This is a genomic window from Mucilaginibacter oryzae (genome assembly GCF_003148845.1).
GTDB lineage: Bacteria > Bacteroidota > Bacteroidia > Sphingobacteriales > Sphingobacteriaceae > Mucilaginibacter > Mucilaginibacter oryzae.
Window position 1 is genome coordinate 23,598 of sequence record NZ_QGHA01000011.1, and the last position, 23,205, is coordinate 46,802.

16 protein-coding genes are annotated in these 23,205 nt (G+C 49.7%); 11 read left to right on the forward strand and 5 right to left on the reverse strand.

What is annotated here, in order from left to right; translation table 11 throughout:
- The first annotated feature begins 20 nt into the window (after nucleotides 1-20).
- Nucleotides 21-1,379: a RagB/SusD family nutrient uptake outer membrane protein gene (locus tag LX99_RS20920; protein ID WP_245927980.1), complete on the forward strand. Its 1,359-nt coding sequence runs from the start codon at nucleotides 21-23 to the stop codon at nucleotides 1,377-1,379.
- A gap of 53 nt (nucleotides 1,380-1,432) precedes the next feature.
- Here LX99_RS20920 and LX99_RS20925 read toward each other — a convergent pair whose 3' ends face one another.
- The gene (locus LX99_RS20925; protein WP_109609599.1) at nucleotides 1,433-1,726 is read right to left on the reverse strand and encodes a hypothetical protein; all 294 of its coding nucleotides are present in this window, start codon (nucleotides 1,724-1,726) and stop codon (nucleotides 1,433-1,435) included.
- Between the two features lie 105 nt (nucleotides 1,727-1,831).
- Nucleotides 1,832-2,257, reverse strand: coding sequence for a MauE/DoxX family redox-associated membrane protein (locus LX99_RS20930; RefSeq protein WP_109609600.1), 426 nt, complete (start codon nucleotides 2,255-2,257; stop codon nucleotides 1,832-1,834).
- A 93-nt stretch (nucleotides 2,258-2,350) separates the two neighbouring features.
- Here LX99_RS20930 and LX99_RS20935 point away from each other — a divergent pair, with 93 nt between their 5' ends.
- The gene (locus LX99_RS20935) at nucleotides 2,351-5,395 is read left to right on the forward strand and encodes a lantibiotic dehydratase (RefSeq protein WP_109609601.1); all 3,045 of its coding nucleotides are present in this window, start codon (nucleotides 2,351-2,353) and stop codon (nucleotides 5,393-5,395) included.
- On the opposite strand, the gene LX99_RS20940 is transcribed toward LX99_RS20935, so the two are convergent.
- On the reverse strand, nucleotides 5,385-6,113 hold the full coding sequence (locus LX99_RS20940; protein ID WP_109609602.1) for a LytR/AlgR family response regulator transcription factor: 729 nt from the start codon (nucleotides 6,111-6,113) through the stop codon (nucleotides 5,385-5,387). The genes LX99_RS20935 and LX99_RS20940 overlap by 11 nt on opposite strands.
- The gene (locus LX99_RS20945; RefSeq protein ID WP_170122758.1) at nucleotides 6,110-7,216 is read right to left on the reverse strand and encodes a sensor histidine kinase; all 1,107 of its coding nucleotides are present in this window, start codon (nucleotides 7,214-7,216) and stop codon (nucleotides 6,110-6,112) included. Before LX99_RS20945 ends, LX99_RS20940 begins: the two co-directional genes overlap by 4 nt.
- A 235-nt stretch (nucleotides 7,217-7,451) precedes the next feature.
- Here LX99_RS20945 and LX99_RS20950 point away from each other — a divergent pair, with 235 nt between their 5' ends.
- Nucleotides 7,452-8,636, forward strand: coding sequence for a hypothetical protein (locus LX99_RS20950; protein ID WP_109609604.1), 1,185 nt, complete (start codon nucleotides 7,452-7,454; stop codon nucleotides 8,634-8,636).
- Here the strand turns inward: LX99_RS20950 and LX99_RS20955 are convergent.
- Nucleotides 8,578-8,826, reverse strand: a complete 249-nt coding sequence (locus tag LX99_RS20955) for a hypothetical protein (RefSeq protein WP_109609605.1) — start codon at nucleotides 8,824-8,826, stop codon at nucleotides 8,578-8,580. The two genes, LX99_RS20950 and LX99_RS20955, sit on opposite strands and share 59 nt — an antisense overlap.
- A 122-nt stretch (nucleotides 8,827-8,948) precedes the next feature.
- Here LX99_RS20955 and LX99_RS20960 point away from each other — a divergent pair, with 122 nt between their 5' ends.
- The 8 genes from LX99_RS20960 to LX99_RS20990 all read left to right on the forward strand — a co-directional run bounded on the left by LX99_RS20960 (nucleotide 8,949) and on the right by LX99_RS20990 (nucleotide 23,183).
- Nucleotides 8,949-9,182, forward strand: coding sequence for a helix-turn-helix domain-containing protein (locus LX99_RS20960; protein ID WP_170122759.1), 234 nt, complete (start codon nucleotides 8,949-8,951; stop codon nucleotides 9,180-9,182).
- Nucleotides 9,183-9,349: 167 nt separating this feature from the next.
- Nucleotides 9,350-9,799 (forward strand): hypothetical protein, encoded by a 450-nt coding sequence (locus LX99_RS26140; protein ID WP_245927975.1) that lies wholly within the window; start codon nucleotides 9,350-9,352, stop codon nucleotides 9,797-9,799.
- Nucleotides 9,781-9,999 (forward strand): class I SAM-dependent methyltransferase, encoded by a 219-nt coding sequence (locus LX99_RS26145; RefSeq protein WP_245927981.1) that lies wholly within the window; start codon nucleotides 9,781-9,783, stop codon nucleotides 9,997-9,999. The genes LX99_RS26140 and LX99_RS26145 overlap by 19 nt, the downstream gene beginning before the upstream one ends.
- 30 nt (nucleotides 10,000-10,029) lie before the next feature.
- Nucleotides 10,030-10,299, forward strand: coding sequence for a class I SAM-dependent methyltransferase (locus tag LX99_RS20970; protein ID WP_342769434.1), 270 nt, complete (start codon nucleotides 10,030-10,032; stop codon nucleotides 10,297-10,299).
- An 897-nt stretch (nucleotides 10,300-11,196) separates the two neighbouring features.
- Nucleotides 11,197-12,804, forward strand: a complete 1,608-nt coding sequence (locus LX99_RS20975; RefSeq protein WP_109609609.1) for a hypothetical protein — start codon at nucleotides 11,197-11,199, stop codon at nucleotides 12,802-12,804.
- A gap of 51 nt (nucleotides 12,805-12,855) precedes the next feature.
- Entirely contained in the window at nucleotides 12,856-14,181 is a 1,326-nt protein-coding gene (locus LX99_RS20980) for a hypothetical protein (protein WP_109609610.1), read from the forward strand.
- Between the two features lie 32 nt (nucleotides 14,182-14,213).
- A complete protein-coding gene (locus tag LX99_RS20985; RefSeq protein WP_109609611.1) occupies nucleotides 14,214-16,484 on the forward strand; it encodes a hypothetical protein in 2,271 nt (756 codons plus the stop codon).
- Between the two features lie 177 nt (nucleotides 16,485-16,661).
- Complete coding sequence (locus tag LX99_RS20990; RefSeq protein WP_109609612.1) at nucleotides 16,662-23,183, forward strand: hypothetical protein; 6,522 nt, start codon at nucleotides 16,662-16,664, stop codon at nucleotides 23,181-23,183.
- The last annotated feature ends 22 nt before the right edge of the window (nucleotides 23,184-23,205 follow it).

A 23,205-nucleotide genomic window follows, 5' to 3' on the forward strand; every position in this document is an offset into this window, starting at 1 on the left:
GATTAACGATGAGCAATACCATGAACATAAAAAAACTACGCCGGAGGGCAGCACTGCTTTGCTGCCTCCTGCTGCCGGCTGCCTGCAAAAAACAGCTGGATATCAAACCTTCCTCCAGCCTGCAGGTGCCCTCCTCGGCAGCTGACTTCCAGGCCTTGCTGGACAATACCGACATTTTTAATGCTTCCTGGCCTATGGCCGGGATCGCGGGGGCGGACGACGGGTTTATCCTGGATGCCACCCTGGCATCTGCGCCGCTGACTGTCCGAAACGGCTATGTCTGGAGCCGGGACGTATTTAACGAAAATGTCAAGAACGACTGGTCGCTGCCTTACACGGCCATATTTTATGCCAATATCGTGCTGGAAGGCGCAGCGAAATACGGTGGTTCCGGCAGCACCGGCTGGAACAATATCAGGGGGCAGGCGGCTTTCTTCAGGGCCTATGCCTACTGGCAGCTGGCACAGGAGTTCTGTAAGCCTTACGATCCGGCTACAGCCGCAGCTGATCCTGGCCTGGTGATCCGGGCAAGCGCTGACCTGAACGCGCCTTCCCTGCGCAGCACGGTAGCGGTGGCCTACGCCCAGATCACGGCTGACCTGCAATCAGCCGTCAAACTTTTGCCGGTAAACGTCATCGCCAAAACCCGGCCGGGAAAGGCAGCAGCCTACGCCATGTTCGCCCGGACTTACCTGAGCATGCGGGATTATAAACGTTCGGCGGCATACGCCGATTCGGCCCTGGCGCTGAACAGCACGCTGATAGATTATAATGGCATAAGCTCAGCATCAGGTCCGCCCTTCCAACGCTTCAATGACGAGGTGATATTTCATGCAGGCCCCACATCTTACAGCAACCTGCAGTCACCGAAATATTTGGTGGATACTGTCCTGTATGCTTCCTACGATGCTGCGGACCTGCGGAAACCGCTTTTCTTCAGCGCTGCTACCGCGAATAAATACCAGAACTTCAGGGGAAGCTATGACGGGAGTTCTAAATTGTTCAGCGGCCTGGCCACCGATGAGCTCTACCTGATCCGCGCCGAATGCCGGGCGAGGGTCGGGGATTTAGGCGGGGCATTGGCGGACCTGAACCTGTTAAGGAAAAACAGGTATCTCAAAGCCTCCTACAGCGATCTCGCATCCGCTGAGGGGAAAACAGTATTGCGCTGGATACTGGAAGAAAGACGGAAGGAGCTGCTGCTTCGGGGACTGCGATGGTCGGACCTGAGGAGGCTGAACATGGAACCGGATTACCAAAAAACGCTGGTGCGGGTGGCCGGCGGGATACGCTATGAACTGGCACCCGGCGATCCGCGGTACCTGTGGCCTATACCATTGACAGTGATCGCGGAAACCGGCATTCCGCAAAATCCCTGACAAAAAAAGCGGGACGGCTTTTCGGCCGTCCCGCAACACTGGGCAAAGGGGTATTAATTGTGCAGTTCCTCTTTGCTGATCGCTGAGAGGTCCGGCTGATTGGTATTCGTCGTACTGCGGGGCGCCTGTATGGCACAACGGTCGCCGCTGGTACCGCAATTCGGATCTACGGCGCTGAACGTGTACTTGCTTGGATCAGCCAGCTGGGTTGGGGTCTGGTCGCCATTATAGGTCCAGAAAACATTGGCCGGTTTGCTGCTTTTAACCGGATGGGCTGTAGTGGCCAGCGCGCCGCCAAGGCCCGCGATCAGGGCCATGCCCAATAGGAACGACTTTAAATTTTTCATAACGATGAATGCTTTTTTGCTAAAAAACAAACGAAAAACTTTAGCTATGGTATGGTGCCTACTCTGTTCACGGGTTTTCGGCTTTCCCCCGTTTTTGCGGTGAGGTCAGGTCAGTGCTGTTTGTTCCCGGCGCCCAAAACAGAGCCCCAGGATATTGATGATCATAAAAACCCAGTTGAAGGCGAGGTGCTGCCCCCAGCCCATATGCTCGAGGATACCGCCGCAGGAACAGGGGACACGCTTCCAGACATGGAGCAGGCCCATCGAGATATAGACCGTGAATGCGGTGAGCAGGGCCAGCGCTGCAATGAGCCCGGCTTTCCTGGTACGGTCGGCGAGCAGCAGCGCGACGACGGCCAGTTCAATGACCGGGAGGGCGTAGACCAGCGCGTCACTCAGGGCGTGTGGAAAAGGCTGGAGGTACAGCTGCCCGCGGAATTTTCCGGTATCGGCGAGCTTGCTGGCAGCGGCATAGCTGAACAGGAGCACCAGCAGGGCTGCGGGCATATCGGTTTTGCTGATCGTTTTCATGGCATTGGTGTTTGACGAAAGCAAAGTACGGGCGCCGGTCTGCGGCAAAACAGTAAGAATTAGGTATATACCCTTTTGATAAGAAGTAATCGCATGAAGGACGAAGAGATTTATCAGTTTAAAGAGCAGCTGTTCCTACGCGCTCCGTTTTACAGTTTTGAGGATTACAGCCCGGCGGCTATCGGCCGGTTACTGTCGGACCGTGTTTTTTTAAATGCCCTGTTCCTGGCAAGCCCCGTGTTCTACCGGGAGCTCGAAAAACTGAATTTTGACCGGGGCGCGCTGAACCCCAGGCAGCAGGCGACTTTAAAAAAATACTTCAACCGGATGTCATTCCGGCCGACACCCTTCGGTGCCTTTTCGTCCTTTGGCCTGGCATCCTGGACGTCCGGACGGCGGGGAATCAAACTCGCCGGCGCCGGCGACGCCTTACTGCATGTGCTTCCCTCGAGGGAATGGATCGTTGCCGCTGATCATAATGCCATGAGCGCTTCTCCGGAGGTTCTCTTAGCTGCAAACCCTACCTTATACCGGCTTTCCTCCTTTTTTCGTTATGTCCGGACTTCCTGGAACGAATCCGGCAAAGCGGGATTTTCGGTCAATGAACTTCCTGCCGAGCCGCTGAACGAAGAGGTGATACAACTATGCCGAGACAGCGCGCTATCGCTGCCCGACCTTGCCAAATATGTGGCAGAACGGACGGACTCTTCGGATGGCGAAGCTCTTGAATACCTGAACTTTCTGATCGGTGAACAGGTGCTGCTGACCGGACCTGACCACGGTTTATTTGCCAGCCGCTTACCGGATGGGAGGATCTTGCCCGGTACCGTTCCGCTTTCGGGCAGGATGTCAGCTTTCTGGAAAACGCTGACGGCTTTCCCGCCCAACGGGGAAATATCACTCCCTCGCTTTGAACTGGAACTGTCTGCCATCAACGCGGAAAGTAACATTGATTTCAGGGGAAACCCTTTTTACGGCGGCCTGGAACGGATGGCTGTCGCGGGCGGCATAAGTACGGAGCTACAGGTAAACCTGCTTGCTGCCATATCGGTCCTGCGGAAGATCGTCCTACCTTATCCTACCCCGGCCCTGAAAAAATTTATGACGGACTTCAGGGCGCGCTTCGAAGACCGGCGGATCCCGCTCCTGCAGGCGATGGACCCGGATGCAGGCATTGGCTATGGAGAGCTCTATGACCTGGCGCAATCGTGCGGGATACTGGACGATATCGCCTTTTCTGAAAAAGGCACCACTGTAAGGCAGGTGGAATGGACGGCGGTGCATCGGCTGTTCCTGCGCCTCTGGCTGCAAAATACGCACAGGCGGCAGGCTGATCCTGTGGACATACGGCCCGAAGATGTCGAGGTTCTCGAATCCCCCGGCGAAGATTACCGGCTCCCCCCGACGCTGGCAGTCATGTTTACCTGTGCAGAAGACAGGATCGTACTGGATAACACCGGAGGCGCGTCCGCGACTTCGCTGACCGGGCGGTTTTCGGTCTTCAGCCGGGAAGTCGAGCGGCTGTGCCAAGAGCTTGCGGCGGATGAGCGCGAAGCAAACCCGGATGTCCTGTTTGCCGAACTGCACCAGTTGTCCGACACGCATGTCGATAATATCAACCGGCGGATGCCGCTTTATGACGCCGTGATCGATATCAATACTTTTCCCGGTAATACCGGCCATCTCCGAATCCCTTTGCATGACCTGACCCTGCGGCTGGAGGGCGGGGAACTGCTGCTGGAGTCAACGGCCCTTGGCAAACGGATTATACCGAGGCTGCCTACGGCCTATAACTTTCAGCATAATCCCCTGGCGGTATTCCAGTTTCTCTGCGACCTGCAATACAGGGGCCTGCAGGCGAATCTCACTTTCGACCTGGAAAAGCTTTTTCCCGGTCTTGACTTTTACCCAAGGGTCGTTACGGGCAAGGTCGTCCTGAGCCTTGCCAGGTGGCGGCTGAATGATGCGGAGCTGAAGGAATTAACGGCCCTCCCTTTATCCATCGGGCGGCTGCACCTGTTCCGGGCGGAACGTGGAATTCCCCGCCTGGTCAGCCTGGGCCTGAGCGACCAGCAACTGGTCTTTGACCTGGGGAACGATGAGGAGGCTGTGTTTTTCCTCGATTGCTTAAAAGACTCGCTGCCGGCGGTTATCCGGGAGTACCTGTTACCCGACAGGACAGTCGAAGCCGATGGCAAGCCGCTTGCGGCACAGATGCTCGCTTTGTTAAAGCGGTCCACTACTGTTTACGGGAATGCCGTACAGCGTTTCCCGCAAAATGACCAGGTTCAGCGGGAATTCCTCCCCGGGAGTGAATGGCTTTATCTTAAAATTTATGCTACACCGGAGGCCGCAGATCGGCTGCTGGTTTCGGTTGTACATCCGTTTTTACAACTATTCCCTGAACAGATCAGGGTGTGGTTCTTTATCCGGTACCAGGACCCGGAACCGCACCTCCGGCTGAGGGTCAGGTCGACGGCTGAGCAAACAGGCAGACTGCTCGGGGCACTGAAAGAAAAATTGGCGGAGCAGGGATCGTCGGTGAAAGATGTTAAATATGAGGTCTACCGGCGTGAGCTCGAACGGTACAGTCCTGAACTGATCGAACAGGTTGAATTGCTGTTTAAAGCCGGCAGTGAATGGGTATTGCGCAAATTACAGGAAAAAGCGAACGGCGACCTGCAGCGCAGCGATCTTGCCGCTTTTGACCTGGTCTGCCGTATGGCTGTCGCTTTTTTGCGGGAAAGCGAACTTCCGGAATTTTTTAAATGGCGGTCGGAAAGCTTTTTACGCGAGTTCGGCGGCGACAAAAAGTTACGGGTCAGCCTGGATGGAAAATACCGCGGGTACAGCCGCGAGCTGCAAAAGATCCTGGGGGATGCGTTGCGGCAGCAAACAGTAGCGGCAGGCCATGATGAAGCGGCAGAAATTGTGGAGCTCATCGCGGGCCTGTCGGAGGCGTCCCGGGAATGGGGCCCTGCCAGGCGCTATGCGCTGCTCGCGGATTTACTGCACATGCAGGTCAACAGGATGTTCAATATCCGCCAGCGTGAACATGAAGCGCTGCTGTTTTATGGCCTGCACAAAGCTTGTGCGGAGCGGATCGCGCGTTTGAAGAACGTGGGTGTCAGCCCCTGATGCGTTTACTGATCAATAGGGAGGGGCTGATGGTGCTCATAAATTCTTCCCGGTAACTTTCACCGATCGGTATTAGCTCACCATTTTCCATCCTGATATCGCTTTGCTCAATCGCCCGGATCCTGTCCCTGTTGACGATATGGGAACGCTGAACCCGGCTGAACTGCCCGGCCGGGAGATTTTCCATCAGTTCCGTTAAGGTCAGGTAGGTGATGATCCTTTCATCGGCGAGTTGGATTTCGACATAGTTGATAGCCGACCGGGCGTACAAAATGGCATTGACAGGTACTTTGATATAAACATCTTTCTGTCCGCCCTTGACAAAAAGATGCTCCCGTTCTTTGATTTCCGTTTCTTTGAGTTCATACAGATCCCTTACTTTCTGAATACATTCCAGGAACCTGGCATAGGAAAACGGCTTCATCAGGTAATCGCAGATTTTCAGCGCAAAAGCTTCCGGGCCGTATTGGCGGAATGACGTAACCAGGACGACCTTGATGTCGCCGCCGATCAGGGAAGCCAGGTCCAGGCCGGATAAAGCCGGCATTTCCACATCGAGGAAAACCAGCATAGGCGGATTGGCCTTCAGGTCATGCAGCGCCTTAACCGGATCCGTATCCGATCCGGCTAATACCAGGTCAGGCGTTTTCCTAATAAAGGCAGCCAGGTAGTCAATGGCATGGGCTTCATCGTCGACTATATAAGTGGTTAATGTCATAGTTGAATGGTTAAAGTGGATTGATAATAATCATCACCGTCTTTAATGTCCAGCCGGTAATTATTTCCGTAAGCATAATCAAGGCGCAGGCAAATGTTTTTGAGACCAAGGCTTTGGACGCGGGCGTTTGGCGAAACTGAACTTTTATAGTTGCCGGTTTCGAAGGTCAGCTTTTGGCGGTCGGATACCATAAGTCTTGCAAACGCAGGCCGGCCTCGTAAATCGGCGTGCTTGAAAATATTTTCCAGCAAGGTCATCAGGACGAGGGGGATGATGCGACAAGCCGATATGTCACCGGAGACGGTATAATCGAGATTTAAGGGATAATCGAACCGGGATCGGTTGATATGAATCAGGTTATTCAATTGTTCAGCCTCCTTAACCAGCGATATCTTGCCGTCGGGCTCTGCTCCTTCGACGGTGTAGCGCATGATGTCGGCTAATAAAAGTACATTTTCGGCTGCCGCTTCAGAGTACCTGTAAACGTCGTTGTGTATGAAGTTGAGCGAATTGAATAGCAGGTGTGGATTCATTTGTTGCTGAAGATAAGCATTCCGGGCTTTCGCGAGATCCGTTTCTAAGTAGAGGTTGTCTCTTTCAGCTGTCAATTGTTTGATTTTTGCCTCGGCAGTTTGCCTTTGGTAGCGCGAGATATTTAATGCCGTCCAATAGAGCGAAGCAAGCGCCGTAAAAAAGATGCAACGGTAGAAGTCGAGCGCGGCCATACCTTTTAAAACCTGAATTTTTGGCTCTGAAGATTTCTCAAAATCGGTTAGGAGGTAATCTGCAGTAAGTTTGGCTAACATGTAAACGATTAATTCAATCGCAATGGGAAGTATTAAGCGATAGTATTTCCTCGAGGAGCCAAGGTAGTGATCGAGTAAAACTTTTTGAGAATAAAAAAGGGAAATATTACACAAGTAATAAATTGCTGTTCTCAATAGATGAGTGATATGTCCGTCGGTGAGAAAATATATAGATAGCTCATAAATAATGAAAAACAACCACCATGCAGCGTGCTGAGTAATGACACGTAAGTTAAAGTGCGCAGGCTTCATGCGTTGTATATAACTGTGTTTGGTGTAATTTTCTCCGTGGTTCATGTAATTTCCCATAACGATATTTATGAAAATATTAATATAGTAAAAAAACAAATAATATGAATAACCAAAAATTAGCCCTTCCCAAAAAAAACGTAAGTAAAATTTATTCGATGGTAGCGAAATCGCGAAAAGGCAGTGACACCATAACCACAACGACTTCACAAGGCGACCCGACAAACACCTGTACTACTATTTTAACGACGACTCATTTTATTTAAATAGTATTGTAGTCACTTTGGAGACTGAGGGATTAATAACATCAACCGGAATTTATGTACAGCTGGCCGAAATGACCAGGTGCCATGACAGTGTTGTGTCGCAATCTCAGTCGCGGTCTGAAAAAATTCAGGTGTTGTGCAGCGAAGCCCGGAATACCTGGGCTTCCACTGCTTTTTCAGACATTAAAGCGGAGGCGCTGTGCCGTTATTTTTCCTACCAGGCAAAATCTATTACGGCTATTTTTGATTTAGTTGATCAGCAACGTGCGAAAACCGACGATGGCAAAAAACTATTGCTTGCTTTACATAAAGAATTGTTGCTGCTGCTCGATCATTTGGTCAATTATTTTGAGGCTTATGTCGATATCAATATTGATGCTCCATACGCTTTCAAGGAACGATTAGTAAGGGAGGTTTCGTCTAAAATCCATTCGATCTATGCCTGGTCGGATAAGGTAGCGGGGGCTCAGAAATCTATGGCAGCGGCGGTCCTATCGTACCTGCAGTATTTTGAATCGAGCGGTAAACAAACTGTTTTTAATTTCGGTGAACTGTTATTCTTTGTCAAATTCGTCAATCGGCTTCATCATGCTCTTCAGGCATGTACGGACGCAGATATAGGTAGCTTTTTCGCGGACCAACTGCTCAAACTTGGATTTAACCATTATGCTGTTTTCGAGTATTTTCAATCAGTGATCAGACAACGGTTGAAAGGAAAGTCTCCGGAAAAGAAAAAAAGTAGTATTGATACCGAGCTTCGTCTTTTGGCTTACGATGGTGACCAGGGAGGACTCCGTTACGATTACCGGTGGCCACGCCTCGGAGACATGTTGACGGATTGGTTGCTGGAGGAACAGAAGAAGCTGGAAAAAGAAAGCCAGCCGCTTTTGACGGCGTGTAAAAACAACAGGATCCACGTAACGTTATCCGTCTCTCAGCTAGCAGGGTTGGCAAAGTATTTTGTTAAAGAGAAGGTTTTCGGGGACCAGGCTGTTAATCATGTATTTGCATTTTTTACAAACAGTTTTTCCAGCAAACGCCAGGAAGTCTTTTCCCAGGGCAATTTTATCAAAGAATATTACAGCATCAGCCAGGTGACGGCTGCAGAGCTAAGGGACCTCCTGCTCAGGATGGTCGCCCGTATCAATCGGGATTTCTTCCCGGCAGTGGCTGCAGCAGGTTTGCTAATCCTTTTTCGGTAAGATACCGGATCAATTCCCCGAACCAGTTATAATTAAAACCGTCCTTCCTGAACAGTTCGGCTGCATCGGTAGCGATGATTTCCTGCAGGGTACCAAACCCCATCTGCCGGCTCGCGGCCTTAAATTCTTCACTCATTTCCAGCTCGTTGATATCCACTGCAAGGATAGCCGGTGCTACAGTTATTGTCATATTCGTATAGCTTATAATGACCTTTCTTCAGCTATAAAAATAACCATTTTGTATCATATATGAGTCCGTCAAACTAAAATTTATGCCGCATTTTCGTTTTTGTGAAGAACGGGCGAAACCATTTGGCAGAAAAAATCTTTAGCGAGCAACTGAGGTTGGTGCGTGAAAAGAGAAACCTGACCCAACATAGTTTGGCGACAATCTCCAACGTCAACCGTTCCCAGATCGGCAAATTTGAACGTGGAACAGCAAATCCAACACTCGACAGCCTTGTTGACCTGGCTTTCGCACTCGATGTCGATCTTAACGACCTGATGCCCATGTCCAGGTATAAAGAGGAGCGGGCCGCCGGTTAACTAATTAGCTGATAGCGCCTGAGGCCTGAAAACTTCGGCTGACGGAAGCACAGCGTACTTTTTGAAACATAGTATCCTTGCGATAGCGGATCAGCTTTCACTTTTCGCTGCCAAATCCAGGCTCATGATCGAACGCCGGTAGCAGTGAAATCAGGATATGAATGCCTATGGCCGCGTACATAAAACGATTCCGGGATCACCCTTATCGATATTCCGGCAATACCGGGTACTGTATTGGTCGCGGGCCTCACTTTTTCAAAATCAATACCCATCAGCATAGACCCGATATCAGAAAAGATGTATCTTTCCCCTCCCATAAAAGCAAAATCAACAGGGCATTATACGATCGGGCATTAACTTATCTTAACCGGTATGGCATCAGGGGCAAGGACAGACTGTTCGGGTTGCTTTCGAAACTGGGCTTCAGATCGCTCCTCGTTTTCAATGCGAAATACGGGATCAGTCTCAACCTCGACCCCTACGAGTATATCGACAGCGTAATCCTGAAAGAAGATTTCTACGAGTCGGAAGTTACCGAAGCCATACTCGGCAGCCTGGCGGCGGGGATACTTTCTGGGATATCGGTGCCAATATCGGGATTCACAGCCTCGCCGTAAAGAACAGGAAGCCCCTGGTAAACGTTTTGTGCTTCGAACCCAACCCCAAGGTCTTAAGCCTGCTCTATAACAATGCCCGGCTTAACGCTTTGGATATCCAGATCTGCGCCTTCGCCATATATGAGCAAGCGGATATCATGACCCTCAGCATCGTCGACGGGAACTCCGGCATGTCAACCCTGGAGGCCTGGGATGGCTAAAGATCCAGCTATCAAACCAAATGCCTGACCATAACCGGTGACGCACTGATTGAAAATGGCTTCCCGGTTTCCACGGTTATGAAACTTGATACCGAAGGCGCCGAACTCGGCGTACTGAAAGGCCTGGTAAAAAAGCTGGCTAACCTGGCACTGAAAAAGATATTGTTCGAAGCCGGGCCGGACTTGACCGATGAACCGCCTACCAACGGCATAGCGATCTTATTGAAACAGCATGGCTTTGATAAAATCAGCATTTTAACCAGGAATGAGATACCCATCACCCCCTGTATAATTTTGTAGCAGAAAGAAGCACCTAAGCCACCCCTCACGCTGTAGTACAATTTGACTTGCCTCTTCTTACCGGTATCCCCATAATTAACCCATGCTACACGCAGACTCCACGCTTCGCGAAATGCTGTAACGCCCGCAGGCATTTTCCTGCCCCTCCCGCCAAAACCAAACCCGCTACGGCCCGGACACCGCTCTTTCCTTCGGCAGCCCTTTTATTTTTTTCCCTCACCAGCCTTTTTTGGCCCCTTGGCACCATATCCTCCATCCGGCTTCGCCCTCAAACCATCAACCCTATCATCCCACCGGAGATAGTTCCGGAGCAGATCTTATTCACTAAACAATCCTGTTATCAACCTCAGGCTCTAAAACCCGGTCATTAAACTGCATGGTTATGGGAATGCTAAAAACATAACTCATCAACAAAAGCATCCTGTAATAAATTTACTAACAAGCAAGCCACTGTTAATCAAATAAATACATGACACCAAGCAAATAAAACCTCTTATCTTAAAAATAAATTGCTAATTTTATTAGCAATTTAAAAAAAGAGTCCGTACATTTGTTCATGACATCGGATCAACGGCACGGAAATAGCCGCAAAGGCAAGCGATGCCGAAAGAAATATGAGATATATAATTAAATTAGTTATATAAATATTATTCTTTGAATTAATTCGTGTTTTTAAAATGATACTGTTTCATTTCAAAAACACTGATCTGAGCCTTATACACAACTGTTTATAAAATACTGGATTCCGGACATCTCGCAAAAGAAATTCCCGGAACAAAAAATCAACTGCTGTGTATACAATAATATGAAGACTTCACGTTATGGAAATATAAAGTGATTGCATAATAAATAACTTTAACCTAAACCTTATCACGGATAAACCTAAACTTACAAACCATGCCAAATACCATCTGCCTCCAGGGGCCGGCCTTTTCCCTCACCGGAAATGCTTCGTTCCCCTCCCGTTCCACCAGCTTTGCATTGTCTTTCGACAGCGCAGAAGACCAGCAAACCGTCCTTGCCTATGAATGGTACCTCGACGGTCAAATCGTTACCGGTGCCGAAGCGGCTTCCCTCGAAGGAAAAATCAGCTGCGGCAACCATACCGTAGGCGCAAGGATCCTGACCGAAGCCGGCTGGAGCGGTATCAAATACCTGTCCTTCAGTACCTGCCAGGCGGCTTCCATGACCATCACCGGTCCCGCCACCGTTACCGGGGGCGGCAGCGCCGAATACCATATCATCGCCACTTTGTACGATGACAGTACGGTAGATCTTACCGCCGATTACACATTTACAGCAACCGACGGCACGTTTAACGGCGCGACCTATACCCCCGGCTTCAACGATACCGGCCTTGCCAGCCGCCCCGATACCATCACGGCCACAGGACCGTCCGGAACACTGCATAAAAGCATCACCATCCTTGATCCGGTGCTCGTACCCGGCGTACTCGTCGTCGACCTGTTCAGCAATACCGGGCTCAACGTCATCGGCCTGGTAGACAACGCCGAAGTCAGCGGCAACCACGTCGCCGCCTATACCGGCAATAATATCGTACCTGCCGCCTCAAACCCGGCTAACGCCCTTGTTCTCGCCTCCGACCTGATCGATCAGGAGACCCTGAACTGGCGCTTCGAGTTCAATATTGAAAAACTGCTCGCCGATCACCCGGCAAGCCCGTCCTTCACCTTTTACATCAAAGGCAGAAGTACCGCGGCCCAAACCCTTACCGGCGCTTTTTCCCTCAAAAATGCCGCTTCCGAGATGGTCCTGTCCGGCAGCGCCGGAAGCTATATCCCCGGCGTCACCGGCGGTGCAGCATTCAGCAGCACCGTCAACTTCAGCAGCGAACTGGTCGCCGGCGCCAACGGCAGCCATAACGAAGCCGACCTGACCACCATCATCAGGCTCGTGTACGACGTCGCCACCCGGACAGTATCCTATACCACACGCGGCCCCGTACAGCTCCAGGATTTCGACTATATGACCGTCCGTTACCATTGGGACCAGGGTGCAGGCACCGACCTCGATATCCTCGTCGGCTTCGAAAACAACGGTACGACAATTGACAACCACTATGTAGGTTTCGGACAGGACAGCATCACCATACCCGCCAACGCGGACCCTCAGGACCAGGCCTACCTCTGGTGGGCGCTCGACAACCGCGGCGATTCGGGCTACGAAGCCGCCCTGATCGGCATGAAGAAGTTCGTCGAAGATTTCCCCGCCGCTCCGGGGACCATCGAAGTCGGCATCTACGCCGTCTGGTACCATCCGCCCGGAACCGGCAACTTCACCGTCCAGCTCAACACCTACAAAGGCGGCCAGATCACCCAGTCCGGCAACGATTTCGTCTATACCGGCGGCAACGCGGTATTCTCCGACACCTACCCGGTCAGTACGCAGATCAACAATAACCTGCACTCACCAGCCAGTGCCTACAAGGTAGGCGTACTGAAATACAACAAAGCGACGCTCAGTGCCCTGATTGACATTAACTAATAAGAATTGTTACTTCTTAAATTAAGGTGGACTTATTATTGAAATAATCGCATGAACACAATTAATTATTTTATTGCGGAGACTGACCTCCCGGAGCAAAACAGCGAACAATCATACGGACCAATCTCTTCTACAGCATATAGAGTCACATCTCTTTTCAGTGGAAGCGAGGATTTGATGGCTTATGCTGTTACCGATGGAGAAGTTTTTATTGTTGAGCAAGATGATCAGGAAAACAGAGTTAATCTGATTTTGAAACCCAGTAGTTTGCCTTTTGGAATACCGGTTAGATATTTCATATACAGAGGACTCTTAAAATCTGACTTTTTAGACCAAAATAACTCATATAACGGAATACGTCCTATGAGTACAGATGATAGTGATTTTATAAAAAAATTGAGAAAAGGTCAACATGGCGAAAGTGCGTTATTTCTTTACGAGGACTTGGCAGGCAGTTATCTGATTGATGATATTTTTTCTTCTGACGAGTATCAGTTTGGCCTTGTAAAACAGGGGGATAGCATAGGCAGGTTTGATTCTGAACTAGATTTTGGTTTTGAGATCTTATTAGAGGAAACTTTCTATTATCCGAATTTGGAAATTGCAAGGACATTTGCAAATATTATTGAAATATCTGCCGAAGGAGCTGAAGTTTCGAAATTGCAAATATTAAATTATATTGATCCGGCAGCATATTATGGATTATACGTACATAATGCATATTCTGTAGGTACAAATAACCTCTCTGCTCCTAAATCACAAACTAAAGAGGGGATTTATAATTTTATTAAACGGTTTAATACTCGAAGTACCGTTTACATCGATATCCGAGATGTGCATGAATATCCGATGGATTGGTTTGAAGATAGTCCTCAAAATATAAAACTCACAATAAACGGTGCACCTGCCATAAATGCTGAAGAAACTCCATATCGTAGCGATGGCTTCCCTTTGAAAATTTTAACGGGTACTTTTTCCAACTTTTCGATAAATGATACCGGGCAAACGTATTATGTATTGAAACTTTCGGTCCCAGTTTCCGGAAATTCCGCTCCCTTATTGATATTACATGCAGGTTATTGGTTGAAATCTGTTTCGGAGATAACCGAGAATATGATTTTTTCGATATGTAATACGGATGATTCTGATTGGAGCGATGACAAAGCATTTGTTATTTTCAATAAAGAGGAGGAAGGTATCAACGCCCCTATTGCTTCCTATTTGAGGCTTCAATTAGCTAATTATCAAAATATAGGACCTATTGAAGATCAGGTCTCTATTGATGTAGAAGAAAATGATGAAAATACGGGTGTTGTATTTGACGGCGAGTCCGATGTAAAAGTATTTTTTCCTTTTCACATGAATGATATACAATAATTGTAAATATTCTCAAATAAATTAATAATAATATGGCAAAAAAGAATGGCAAACCTAAGCCTCATTATGGCGTCTCTTTGGGCCGAGCATATTCAGCAGGCAGGCATGTTGTGAACGATTCCATTGGAAAAGTCTTTTATACTGCAAAATTAGATCCTAAAATATTTCTGGAAAATAATACGGATACCCAGAATGGAAGCTTGTTAGTTCCAAAGAATGACATTGTAATCGATATTAGCGCATGGACTCCCAACACAATTGATTGCTTTTATAAAACAATTTCAGATGCTTCAGTTTATTCGGAAACCATTCCAAATGGAGTAAAAAGCTCGAAAAGGTCAGTTACTGGACCTACACTAAATATCTATAAAATTAAGCTTTCAGATACAATTTCAACGCTTGAAATACGAAATAACGACCCTTTTTCAGTAAAGGGGATAGATGTCGCTCCTTTTGATATTCTCGAATCCATAGCAATAACTAAGGATGAAGTAGAAAGTATCACGGGAAAAGTTACGAGCAACAATTTTCAAAAGACGAATTTATATATATACTTTAACTCTCCTGAATCGATTAGTAACCCAGGATATAGATCATATTTCAAATCAGAGTTAGGAGTTTTGGGTTCTGTCGCAGGCAGTACAAAATCTATTTCTTCTTCGATTTTAACAGGTATTAACGTTTATAGCCTTGATAGAGTTAATTGGGTATCAAATAATTATGCAAATGCGGCATTTGCAAAAATTCCAGGCTTCACCTGGGATAACCAAATTATACCCAATCCTGTTGGTATAGATCAGCCGTTTAGCGGAAATTGGACAAATATAAAGAACAAACTGAGCCTAATTATATCGGATGCAAACAGTATTGATAATAAGGGAGCTCGATTGTTGACAACTCCCCACGCTGCAATAAGAGATTACATATACCAGGGTAATCTTGATAAGCTATCCTTTGAAATGGCGTTTCGATTGCCTTTTTTTATCGAACGGCCAATGAATACGCCTTATCAAAATGTAATTATTGGCACCGATACACGTGCTAACAACCCTTATTATACTAAGTTTTCTGCCTGGTTTGGATATGCCAATAGTTTAAGATCGACCGACAAAAAACTGAGTAGAGCCGGGCACATGCAATCTTTCACAGATTTAATTTCATCAACTCCGGACCATTTAAATCTATATTCGGCTTTCACCAATGACGAAGCGGGCGTTATTGTGAATCTCGTTAGAAACCCGTCTTTAACAAGATATCATATACCTGCTTATATTGCTGCTTTGATGAATGATGAAAATACGCATACCAATTTTGACGCCTATTTTACTGTTCCATCAGGGTTTAAAGTGCACTTAAGGGAAAATGATACTGCAAGAACTAAAGCGAGAACCGAAAAGTCCGAAGCGGATATCTTGAGTTTAAAAACACATGGGTATATCACCGAACAATCCTACAATAATCTTATACAATCTGCCGCTAACGTCTTCGTTGCTGAGCCTATAGTCAAAACAAAAGCCTCAGCAAGTAATGGATACTATGTTTTTAAATCTGCAACCGATAACAAGTTCTATATTTATGATAAAATAAATTCTAATTATTATCAGGGTAACTCTGGCTTGACGGTTGCCTTTGGCTATGACATGGGGGGTAAAGGGAAAAGCGATTACGGTCCCATAACGACTGATACCTCGCTACAGTATATAACAGGATTTACCGTCGATTCCCCAACCACAGGACAAACTCAAATTTCAAATTTTCAGGAGGCTGTGATTAAAGCGGGCTTTGGCCTACATAAGGAGCAAGCAGTTGCATTATTTTATACCTATTTCGAAAACGTTTTTAGTGTAATGAAATTGGATTATGACTATGCAGTAGGGCATGCTCAGCCATTAATGAATAAAAAGTATCTGGCAGTTGGAATAGGCACAAAAAGTGGTCTTAGAAAGCCCAGTTATAATTATCTACAAGTCTACCCAGAAACATCAGGAGGAATTCCATTCTACGAAGCCGGAGGTATCCAATATTTCAATGAAATAGAAAAATACGTTTACGGCACACAATTGTATAATGTCGGAGCAGGAGGATTCAACGCTGGGTTTATTAATAAAAAAGGAGTTCATAGTTTCTTAAAGGCGGCTATGTATTTTACACATGCAGTCAACACGCACGACATTAGATGGATGAAAGAATTTCTTAGAAAGAATAATCCAGTCACGACGATGTGGAGAAGAGAGCAATTAAGACGGTTGGTTGATCACAAAACGGCGTACGACCATTACGACTTTACTCAAACTTCATTATAAATAAATAACTTATTTGTTTTAATCATAATTCACTTTATCGATATCCGTCATTGAAAATAGCCAGTTGAATGACATGGCTTAGTGTATTGTCATAACTGAAAATTATGGTAGAAGCATAATCGTTAAAATAACGGAGAGCCACTTGCTTTATCGACGGACAAACTAAAAATTTTAATCATGCCAAGATATTTACCGAGTTTATCAACTCTGATTTCATTAGATAATCTACCTGACGGCTTAGGTTTTTTGCAAAATGCTGTAGTTAACATTTTCGACGATGTTTATTTCGACCATTATAAGGTTGTTAGTAGCAGGTTTGGCGAGGAAAGGAAGTATAATCTCGATATTATACTGAATAAAAAAATCGGTGTTGAAATTCCCGGAACAGGGATTGCCTTACTTCTAAATCCTCCTAGTATTGAAGATGATATAAGCCAGACGTCCTTTAATGTTACCTTATCGTATAGGTTGGGTATTTTGCGTTTTATTAATGACTTTTCTCTTGCTAATTTTTCTTTTAGCACAGAGGATTTGATAAAACTGTTACTTAAAATCTCCGGTGTTCAGCCTATAGATGTTTTTGAGGCAGTTACTTCCTATATGAAAAACCCGAAAAACATCGATTTGGGTTTTATAACTTATTCAATTGAAGAATTAATAACAGTCTTTAACTCTTACTATGATTTAACAGGTACAATACACGAATTAGTATACACTGAAGGTACTTCCTTTGAAGAAATTGAAAGCGGATTGGCGGACGCGGGAATCAGTGCAAGTGACATCATTAACGAATTTGGTATATCTACAGATTTTCCTGTTGGTGACGACACTATCGGAGATGTTTACTCACGATTAAACATCGAAAAAGATACGACCCCTTTTACTATTCCGGAAATTATAGAAAGATTAAACACAGATTTTTCTTTAACAGGGACACAAAATGAAATTATCTATGTTGCTAATCCCGAATCGAGTTACAGCGATATTATTTCGGCCTTAAACCAAGCCAACTTAAATTTATTAGACCTGATTATCAAATATGTAGTCGATTCAAGCGATTCATTAAATAAGATAGAGGGTGCGTTAATTGATTTATTTGCATTATTAAGAAATCATTCTTCGGGAATTGAATTTTATGGATTATTCGATCCATTTGTGCAGGCTTCAATCAACGATATTGCTTTAGCATTTCAATTTCCGCGATCTGTGTTGAATCCTATTAATCCTGGAACTAATTTGCCGTACGAAGATCTAAATGTCCTGTCGATGTTGAGATTCAATGTAGGTAACGTTGGATTTTCGTCGACAGAAGGATTTGAGTTTAATCAAGAAAGCAGCTTTCTCTTTGATAAATCTGAAATTGGACACACTGGATTCGTTTTATCTTTTACGGATGCTAAATTAGATCTAAGCTCTACTTCAAATATTCCAGAAGCGTCAACGGCTGGCTACCCTGTTGATTTTGTTGGAGTGTATGTAAAGCAAGCACAACTCACCTTCGGCCGCTTCGGCAAAGACGACCCCGACCACCCCAGCGCTACCCTGACCGCCGACAACCTCCTGATCGGCACCGGCGGCGTCAGCGGCACCATCAAACTCCAGGATAACGGACGCCTGCACCGCAAATTCGGGGACTTCGCCGTCAAACTCGATACATTTGAGCTGACCTTCCTCCAGAACGCCATCACCAACTGCGACGTACAGGGCGAACTCAGCTTCCCCAAACTCAAAAACAGCGACGGCAGCATCGCCACCATCGGCATCGAAGTCATGTTCAAGGACAGCGGTAATTTTTCCATCACCGCCAAACCTACCGGGGAACTCTCCAAAATCACCTGGCCCGATGTTTTCGAGCTCAACGTCCGCACCCTCAAACTCGGCGAGGAAAACGGCCTGTTTTTCTTCGAGGTAGCCGGCCTGCTCAGCTTCACCGCCGTCAGCGACCTCCTCGGCGACTTCCTTCCCAAGAACATCGAGATCACCAAACTACGCATCTGGGAGAACGGCCACCTCGAGTTCGCCGGCGGCATACAGCGCCTCGACGTATCCTTTACCATGAAGCTCGGCCCCATCAAGCTCGAAGTCGACCACCTGACCATCACGCCTTACAAACGCACCCATAACGGCGAAGAACGCAGTTACCTCTGCGTCGGCTTCGACGGCATGCTCAACACCGGCCGCGCCGGCGTAGGCGTCGGCGGTAACGGCATCAAATATTATTTTTCCATTGACGATGGCCCCTTCGACCAGTTCTTCAGCATCGAAGGCATCGTCATCGACATGACCATCCCCGGCAACGTACCGAAAGACAAAGCCGCGTTTATTTTGCACGGCCTGCTCAACGTACAACAGCCGACCTCGGAAGATTCCTCCGCCCATACCGAGTATGCCGGCGCCGTATCCTTCAGCATGCCCAAACTGCACATCAGCGGCAGCGCCGGCATGCGCCTCGACCCCGATATCCCGTCCTTCCTCGTGGACATCGGCCTCGAACTGCCCGCCCCGATCCCTATTTTCGCCGGGCTCGGTATTTACGGCTTCCGCGGCCTGATCGGCCAGCATTACATCCCGTCCAAAAAAGCCGCCGGACTTGGCGACGACGCCACCTGGTGGGATTATTACAAAGCCCCGGACCCTTTCAGCAAGAAGAAAGGCATCCAGATCGGCAAATTCGCCGACACCTCCGGCTTTTCCATCGGTGCAGGCGCCACCATCGGCACCACCTTCGATGACGGGTTCGTTTTCACCAGCAAGCTGTTCATCATGCTCGGCCTCCCCGATGTATTCCTGCTCCAGGGACAGGCCGGCGTCCTGCGCCCCCGCCTCAACCTCGACGACGAAAAAGACCCGCCGTTCAGCGCCCTTATCGCCATCGGCGACCAGTCCTTCATGGCCAACCTCGCCGTGGATTACCGGATCCCCGACAGCGGTTCCATCTTCTCGCTGAACGGCCAGCTCGACATCGCCTTCTTCCTCAACAACGCCTCCGGCTGGTACATCAACCTGGGCAAGGACCAACCCGACAACGCGCGGATACAGGCCAAAATCCTGTCGATCCTGCAGGGCTACGCCTACCTGATGATCTCCTCCCAGGGCATCCGTGCCGGCGCCGGCGCCGCCTTCTCCGCACGCCTCAACCTCGGCATCGTCAGCGGCGGCATCGAAGCGCACCTCAACCTTGGCGGGCACCTCAGCTTCAAACCATTCCAGGTCGGCGGCTTCATCGAGATGGGCGGTTCCGCCTACCTCAAGGTGCTGTTCGTCAAACTCAGCATGGGCCTCAACGTCGGCCTGGCCGTCGAAGCGCCGCACCCCGTGAACATTGTCGGCTATTTCGAGGTCAGCGTCAAGATCATTTTCAAACGTATCCGTGTCCGCGTCGAACTCCGCCTCGGCCCCCGCAGCGACGATATGGGCCCTTTATTGCAGCCCATCGATATCATCGGCCTGCCGGATGCCGCCACCGGTTATTCGCCCGCAGCCGCCGTGCACATGCTCACCGGCGAAGTTTTCCAGGTCAACTACGTACAGGGAAGCGGTAATACCTTGCCCGCCCCCGGCGACCCCGCCTGGAAATACGCCTTCACCGACAACAGCGAAGGCACCAACCCCGTCACCATCCCGCTCGACAGCTATATCGATATCGAGTTCCTGAAACCCGTGAAACCCGGGACCATCTTCGGCGGCTACACCAGCCAGCTCCCCGACGGCTTCAGCGAACTGCTGCCGCCCCAGAAAGGCGTCAACCAGCAGGTGACCCACGAATACGCGCTCGACAACGCCGAGATTTTTATCTGGAAGGCCGGACCCGGCGGCGGCCAGTGGCTGCCCTATAATATTTACGAAGGCGTACCCGCCATTGTGGACAGTTACGAAGTAACCGGCGGCATCGCCCTCAGCGAACTGAAACCCGGTTACTGGCAGTTCAGCGACCCGAACAAGTTCAATAAGGTCAGGCTCATGTCCAGGGACATGTTCAGCTACCTCGGGAAGATTGACGAGACACTCCCCGATATGGACGCCCTTGGCTTCGGCCGCAAGGATATCTTCTGCTATGAGCATATCATGAACCGGAACCTCGTTGACTGGACGCCCGTAACCGCGGGCACGGCCTACCCCGCCGGTCAATCCGTTTTCCATGAAGGCCTGAGCTTCCTGTTCAGCGGCCTGAACGCAGATGTGCAACCTGCAGAAGGACAGACAGCCACCAGCCTCCGCCTGCGCGGGCACCATGGCAGCCTGCAGATCACGCTCCCCGAAAAAGTCAGCGAGATCGGCCTGGAGTTCGCCGGGAATGAACACCGTATCACCGTCAGCTTCCAGACCGCCTTCTACTTCCCGTTCTTCTTCCGGAACAAATTCATACCGGTTACCCGCGATACCGTCGTACTCGAACCCGGTACCGGCCGTAGAACCGTCTCCTACACGGGAGAATGGCCCATAGACCATGTCCTGATCACCTTCGACGGCCGCAGTGCCTCCGATTATGACGGCGACCTGTGCATCGGCGGACACGTCCGCCTGCCGGAAACCTACGGCGCTGCTACGCTAAATGCCCGGCAAAGGGACCTGGAAACCGCGCGCAGCCTCACCGGCCTGGCCCTCTACAACAAAAGTCTCAGCCCGCAGGAGGTTATCGCCGCCGGTACCACCGCAGGCCGCATCGGCCTGTGGCAGCTCGACACCCCTAATGAAGCAGAAGCACTTTTCGGCGGCTGGACCACCGGCAGCCCCGACCTGGTACCCCAGGCCTGGTACCGCACATCGTCAGACGAACTGCAGCCGCTAAGCCCATACCGCTACACCTCGGCCAATGACGCCGTCATCGTACCGGCCACCCCCGCGCTCAAGATCGAGAACGGCAGCTTCAGCATAGAAGCGACCGTCATGTTCGATCCGCTGGAGCCCGGTGTATGCACCCTGTTGTCCAGGATCAGCCCGGATACCGGCGACAGCCTGCGCAGGGGATTCGCCCTGCACCTCAGCCATCAGGGTGCCGATCCGGGTACCGTCTATACCGCCGATCCGGACATCCCGGAGTACAGCCTCTGGCTGACCTGTTATAACGGAACGTCCGACTGGGGCATGGAAGCCAGGGGCCGGTATACGATCGATTGCCTGACCGGCACCATCAGCCGCAACCAGACCAAGCACCTTGCCCTCGTCGTGGACCGCTCAGCCGGTAAAGTAAGGATCTACCTCGACCGGCAGCTGAAAGCCGAACAGGACATCCCCGCGGAACTTGCCGTATACGAACCGCAGGAAGCAAGCACCTTCCTGGACAACCTGTCCTACCTCACCCCGGGGCTGAAAGCAAGGACCGACATCATGCCGCCCGAAGCGCAGTTCATCGAGGAAACACAGGTGCTCAGCAACACGCTCAACAACACCATTCAGCCCGTCTGGCGCCCAGACTCCATATTCGCCGTCCGCCTGTCCGTCAGCGACACCGTATCTTACCCGGGCTTCGCCGCCCAGGTACACGGGAGCACCCGGACCTTCGGTTTCCGGACAGCCGGGCCGCTGGGTCACTTCCAGCAGCACTACCGGCCTTACCGCCAGCTGGAGGCCGAAGACTGTGCCGGTGAATTCAAGCTCGCCAGCCTCAAACCTTATATCGATTTTAACCGCTCGAGCCCTGATGCCCTCGGCCGTTACGAGCTGAGCAAGCCCCTGTACTGGAAAACCCCGTCGATCCGCCTGCACTTCAGCGAAGATGCCATCAATGCCATGTTCTCCGGCTGGAATAACTACCTTGGCCTGCCCGCCATCGGCACCCTGCTGGAAACGACGCTCATCGATCCGTACCAGAACGTATTGCAGCAAAGCCTGAGCTGGGAAGAGACCACAACGGAAGTCACCTGGGCGAATTACCAGAGCCTTCCGCTCAGCCAGCAGTTGGTGTTCCTGTTCAACCAGGCCGCAGCCGGTAACGACTGCAACCACCTCGCGGCTCCGCTTTATAAGAAACTCAGGCAGGCCGTTCATGTGTTCCCCGACCTGATCCCGGGCAAATTCTATACAGCGATATTCCATTCTGTATATACAACACCCGAAAAAGGCGAGCAGCGCTTCGAACTGCACCGCTTCAGCTTCCTCACTTCCCGTTTCGGCAGCTTTGCCGAACAGGTCGGAAGTGTCCTGCTGGACAATACGACTTCGCCGCCCCGTTACGCCGTCCATCCCCTGGAAATGGCTTTCAGCGCCCAGGATATCGAGCGGCGCCTCAAAAAACTGGTCGACAGCGATCCGGACAACGGCGCCTCGGATGTCCTGCGCTACGCCGTACCGTTCGAGCGGATCGTTTTCGGCGGCCTCGGGCTAAAAGGCCTGGAACCCGTGGAGGGTACGACCGTATGGCCGGTGATCAACCGGCTGGAGGGAGGTCCACCACGCATGCTTGGCCTACTCGTCACCGGACCGGAGCCGTTCAACGACCCGAAACTCAGCGATGCAGACCTGGAAGGTACCGTCAGCCTGGCCTACACCAAAACCGCCGGCGGCCTGTTGGATCCGCTCAGCCTGCGCTACTTCCTGTCACGGGACACCTCCTCTGTATTCATCACCAATACCGCGATGGACATCCCGGCGGGCAAAGCCAACATCACCTTTACCGCCAGGGTCTTCAATGGCGAAAGCTATGACCAGACACCGGTGTCAACAGGCGATATCGACCTCAGCGCTTATCTGAACAGTTAAAAAACTCAATCCACTACAAAAA

Bases quoted from the DNA above. Each gene is read 5' to 3' on its own strand.
- LX99_RS20940 (WP_109609602.1), bottom strand. From the start codon at position 6,113: ATGACATTAACCACTTATATAGTCGACGATGAAGCCCATGCCATTGAC.
- LX99_RS20975 (WP_109609609.1), top strand. From the start codon at position 11,197: ATGCCAAATACCATCTGCCTCCAGGGGCCGGCCTTTTCCCTCACCGGA.
- LX99_RS20935 (WP_109609601.1), top strand. From the start codon at position 2,351: ATGAAGGACGAAGAGATTTATCAGTTTAAAGAGCAGCTGTTCCTACGC.
- LX99_RS20920 (WP_245927980.1), top strand. From the start codon at position 21: ATGAACATAAAAAAACTACGCCGGAGGGCAGCACTGCTTTGCTGCCTC.
- LX99_RS20945 (WP_170122758.1), bottom strand. From the start codon at position 7,216: ATGAACCACGGAGAAAATTACACCAAACACAGTTATATACAACGCATG.
- LX99_RS20955 (WP_109609605.1), bottom strand. From the start codon at position 8,826: ATGACAATAACTGTAGCACCGGCTATCCTTGCAGTGGATATCAACGAG.
- LX99_RS20985 (WP_109609611.1), top strand. From the start codon at position 14,214: ATGGCAAAAAAGAATGGCAAACCTAAGCCTCATTATGGCGTCTCTTTG.
- LX99_RS20990 (WP_109609612.1), top strand. From the start codon at position 16,662: ATGCCAAGATATTTACCGAGTTTATCAACTCTGATTTCATTAGATAAT.
- LX99_RS20930 (WP_109609600.1), bottom strand. From the start codon at position 2,257: ATGAAAACGATCAGCAAAACCGATATGCCCGCAGCCCTGCTGGTGCTC.
- LX99_RS20925 (WP_109609599.1), bottom strand. From the start codon at position 1,726: ATGAAAAATTTAAAGTCGTTCCTATTGGGCATGGCCCTGATCGCGGGC.
- LX99_RS20980 (WP_109609610.1), top strand. From the start codon at position 12,856: ATGAACACAATTAATTATTTTATTGCGGAGACTGACCTCCCGGAGCAA.
- LX99_RS26140 (WP_245927975.1), top strand. From the start codon at position 9,350: ATGGCCGCGTACATAAAACGATTCCGGGATCACCCTTATCGATATTCC.